At 55.8% G+C, this 3,812-nt stretch carries 1 protein-coding gene and 3 pseudogenes; 1 reads left to right on the forward strand and 3 read right to left on the reverse strand.

Features of this window, described 5'->3' with window-relative positions:
• Together BBW68_RS06280 and BBW68_RS17695 are read right to left on the reverse strand one after the other, a co-directional pair.
• Positions 1-208: pseudogene (locus BBW68_RS06280) on the reverse strand (IS4-like element ISEc60 family transposase); the annotation flags it as partial.
• An 81-nt stretch (positions 209-289) separates the two neighbouring features.
• Positions 290-2,173: pseudogene (locus BBW68_RS17695) on the reverse strand (heavy metal translocating P-type ATPase); the annotation flags it as partial.
• A 424-nt stretch (positions 2,174-2,597) separates the two neighbouring features.
• Between BBW68_RS17695 and BBW68_RS18320 the strand changes: the two are divergent.
• On the forward strand, positions 2,598-2,894 hold the full coding sequence (locus BBW68_RS18320; protein ID WP_162475472.1) for a hypothetical protein: 297 nt from the start codon (positions 2,598-2,600) through the stop codon (positions 2,892-2,894).
• Positions 2,895-3,467: 573 nt separating this feature from the next.
• On the opposite strand, the pseudogene BBW68_RS06295 reads toward BBW68_RS18320, so the two are convergent.
• A pseudogene (locus BBW68_RS06295) lies at positions 3,468-3,764 on the reverse strand (transposase); the annotation flags it as partial.
• Between the last annotated feature and the right edge of the window lie 48 nt (positions 3,765-3,812).

Raw genomic sequence — 3,812 nt, forward strand, 5'->3', positions numbered from 1 at the left:
TGTGAGAATTTCCCAGCAGTTGATCCGCCCGCTTTATTTTATTTTTAACGGATGCTGTTCCTGTCAAATGACGTCCGATACTGGTAAGAGTGAGAGAGGCACCATTTATGACAGCACTGGTTGCATCAATCAGTGATTTCTGGCGGTAAAGATGCAGAGGCTCCAGTACACTTTTAAAGAATTTTTGGCATAATACACGGGCAGGCATAGCGGTGATTTCCTTGAAATTGTTAGCGCAATCAGTTAGATCACATCACGCTATGCCTGTCTTGTTTTCTGGGGATTCATCAGGGGTAGCCCCCGTCTCCGCCAGCTTATCGATCTGTTGTTGGACGGTATCGGTGGCAATCTGTTGCTGCGCCATCAGCGCTCAGTTACCCAACAGCAGCGGAATGCCGTCAAGTATGCCACTGACGCCCTGACCCGGTATTGTACGAAATTGCGCAATTTCTGGCAGGGGGCTAAGGCCCGCACGCGCGACGATTGCCTGCGCCAGCGGATGGCCGGAACCCTGCTCCAGCGCGGCAGCTTGGCGTAATACCGACGGCTCATCGGCCCCGTCAAACAACTGAATCTCAACCACGCGCGGCTTGCCCTCGGTCAGAGTGCCAGTTTTATCGAACACCAGCATGCTGAGGGTACTGGCACGCTGCAGCGCATCGGCATCGCGCACCAGCACGCCAAACTCGGCGGCGCGCCCGAAGCCGGCAATAATCGCCACTGGGGTGGCCAAACCGAGCGCGCAGGGGCAGGCGATGATCAGCACGGTGGTGGCGATTACCAGCGTGTAAACGATTTGCGGGGCGGGGCCGAACAGATACCAGACGGAGGCGATCAGCAGCGCAATCACCACCACGGTGGGAACAAAGATCGCAGAGATCTTATCCACCAGCTGGCCGATCGCCGGCTTGCTGCTCTGCGCTTGACGCACCAGCTGGATAATGCGCGACAGGGTGGTGTTTTTACCAATCGCATCGGCACGCAACAGCACGCTGCCATCTTGCATTACCGTTCCGGCATGCAGCGTATCGCCTGCTAATTTCCGCTGCGGGACAGCTTCCCCGGTCAGCATTGCCTCGTCCAGCTAAGCTTCGCCTTGGATAATCGTGCCATCAACCGGCACGCGATCGCCGGTGTTGACCCGCAGCGTCTCCCCAGCGTCACTGCGCTGAGCGCCGCCGACTGCTCGCCATGGTCAGTAACCACACGCGCAGTCGGCGGCGTCAGATCCAGCAGCTTTTCCAGCGCCTGCGACGAGAGCTGGCGCGCGCGCTGCTCCAGCATATGCCCGAGGTTAATCAGGCTGATGATCATCGCGCTGGCTTCATAGTAGAGGTGGCGGGCGCGGCCATTGGAAACATATCGGGCCACAGGTTGACCACTATTGAGTAGAGCCAGGCCGCCGCGGTGCCGAGCGCCACCAAGGTATCCATCGTTGCCGTGCGGTTGCGCAGGCTTTTCCACGCGCTGCGGTAGAAATGCCCACCAGCAAGCGCCATCACCAGCGACGTCAGTACGCCAACCACCAGCCACCCGCTGCGGTTGGCAGCGCTCAGCATCATATTGTCGCCGTTTACACCCCACAGCATCAGCGGAATACCGAGCGCCAGCGCCGCCTGCCAGCGAAAACGCTGCACCGCAGCTTGGACGCTCTGCTGCTGTTTTTCCCGCCGCTTAACGTCATCTTCGATAATTTCTGCGCCATAACCAGCACGCGTCACCCCCTCAATCAGGGATTGCGGCTGCGCCGAACCCAGTACCAGCGCGCTGCACTCAGCCAAGTTTACCCGCACTTGGCTAACGCCGTCCACCTCTGCAGCGCATGCTGTACGCGGCTGACGCAACTAGCGCAGCTCATGCCGTCAATCAGCAGGTGAAAACTATCTGCCGGAAACGTGGCATCATCCGCTGTCAGCGCTTCCGGCTGAGTTTCTGAGTCTGTCAGCGGATCAGCCTTTGGGTGTGAATTGTCCAGCGCTACGCAGGCATGATAGCCCGCATACTCAATCGTGGCGATCAGCTGGCTAGCACTGGTCTCGCCGGAAATTCGTGCGGAATCAATGCTGACTTCCGCCAGTTCAACATCTGGGCGTTTTTCCAGCGTCTCTTTCACCCGCATCACGCAGTGCCCGCAGGTCAGAGCGTCGAGAGCCAATAAGGTTACTCGCGACATACCATCACTCCTGTTAATCCGGTTTGACCCGGAACTGCTTTTGCATTAGTTATGGAGGTCAAACCTTCCATCAATGGGAAGGTCAAGTGTTTAAATAGCTGATTGAAAGGGATTTTTAAAATCAGCGTCCACATAGCGTCCACACTTCGACAAAAGTGTCTACATAACAAAGAGTAGGCCCGCATTCGGCGGGCCTTTTTTATGGGTAAAAAAGACCAGCCCGCTGGCTGGTCTTTGATGATTTTACTCTTACTCCCTGCGCTCTCGTACTGACCTGATAAACGCATAGTGACATTTGTCGCAACGCTCGACATCAAGCGGGAATAGTCTCTCCAGAAGCGAACGCCGGACGTTGCAGTCTTGGCAAAATTTTAAACCCAATACTTTCATGGTGTTGGCCTGTCGTTATTTTTGCGATAACCCTATGGCCTGTATTGTCATTCGTCCAATTGCTTTTGTAGATCAATTATCAGTAATTGATCGTCGCTATCGATCAGACGAAGCGGCAAAAGGCGCAAACCACATACGTATTTTGCTAGCGCAGCGACGGCCAGCAATCGCAGATCCTTTCGCCTGCATAGCGCGGTATTTTGCAAAAATAAAAATACGCGCCATGACTGGCAATGCCTTGCGCCGCAAGGCTTTCAGAGCATTCAGGGGAAATAATCCAAACGACCGGAACGCATATTTGATCGTGACGGAAAGTAAACGATCCTTTTAAAAACATCATGTTAACCAATCGGTTAGGCGCGACGGGCGCGCTAACTTTTGCGAAGTGCTGCAAATCCTTGCGCGGCGTGCAATAGCCAGCAGACCGCACAAGCCTAGCGGCGGCGCGGGCTGGCGGATTGCTTTGCGCAAAAATTCTTTTGCAAAATTTTTATGATCCAAATACCGCAGGCGGGTGCGGTGTAGCGCCGTTTCCGTCTCGGATCCGCTTCCGTCTGCACTCTGTCTCTTCGTCTCTGGGGCGTGGTTAAACGAACGCAAAAAAGGCCGAACGGTGTCGGCCTTATGTTTCTGCGCTTACTGTGGGGCGTTCTGTGGCGTCTGGTGACGTGATGGTTTTCGCGTGTGTTATGTCAGGCAATCAGGGGGCTGTATTTTGCCTTCAAAGCGTTTGTTTTCTCGGCAGTTCCGGTGAACTGTGATGCCTGCCCGCTGGTCCCGGTGTGGGGTGGGTGTGGCTGGCGCATATCTGCGCCAGTTCGCGCACTACGTCCAGCGTGTCGGGGTCGAGTCCGTCAAGGTGGTGTAAATTCAGATCCAGCCTTCCGGTCCGGTAATATGTCTGTTAAGCGCTGAGTGGCAGCGCCTCGATCACATCGTTTTCAGCGGTCTGCTCTATCTCCGCCATGCTGTGCTGCGGCAGGTAGCGGTTCTGCAACAGCCATTCTTCGTTCTGCTCCGTCAGCACCGCACCCAGAAGCCGGGTTATGCTCTCTTCGTTGGGGAAGATACCCACCACGTCGGAACGCCGCTTCACCTCTTTATTCAGGCGCTCCAGCGTGTTCGTGGAGTGGATTTTCACCCGGTGCGCTCCCGGGAACCCGAAGTACGCCAGCACCTCCGCCTCCGCCTCGTCCATCATCTCCGTGACGGTAGAGTCTTAGGACGTGGTGTAAATTTGGAAGGATGG

It is taken from the genome of Candidatus Erwinia dacicola, from assembly GCF_001756855.1.
GTDB classification, from domain to species: Bacteria; Pseudomonadota; Gammaproteobacteria; order Enterobacterales; family Enterobacteriaceae; genus Erwinia; species Erwinia dacicola.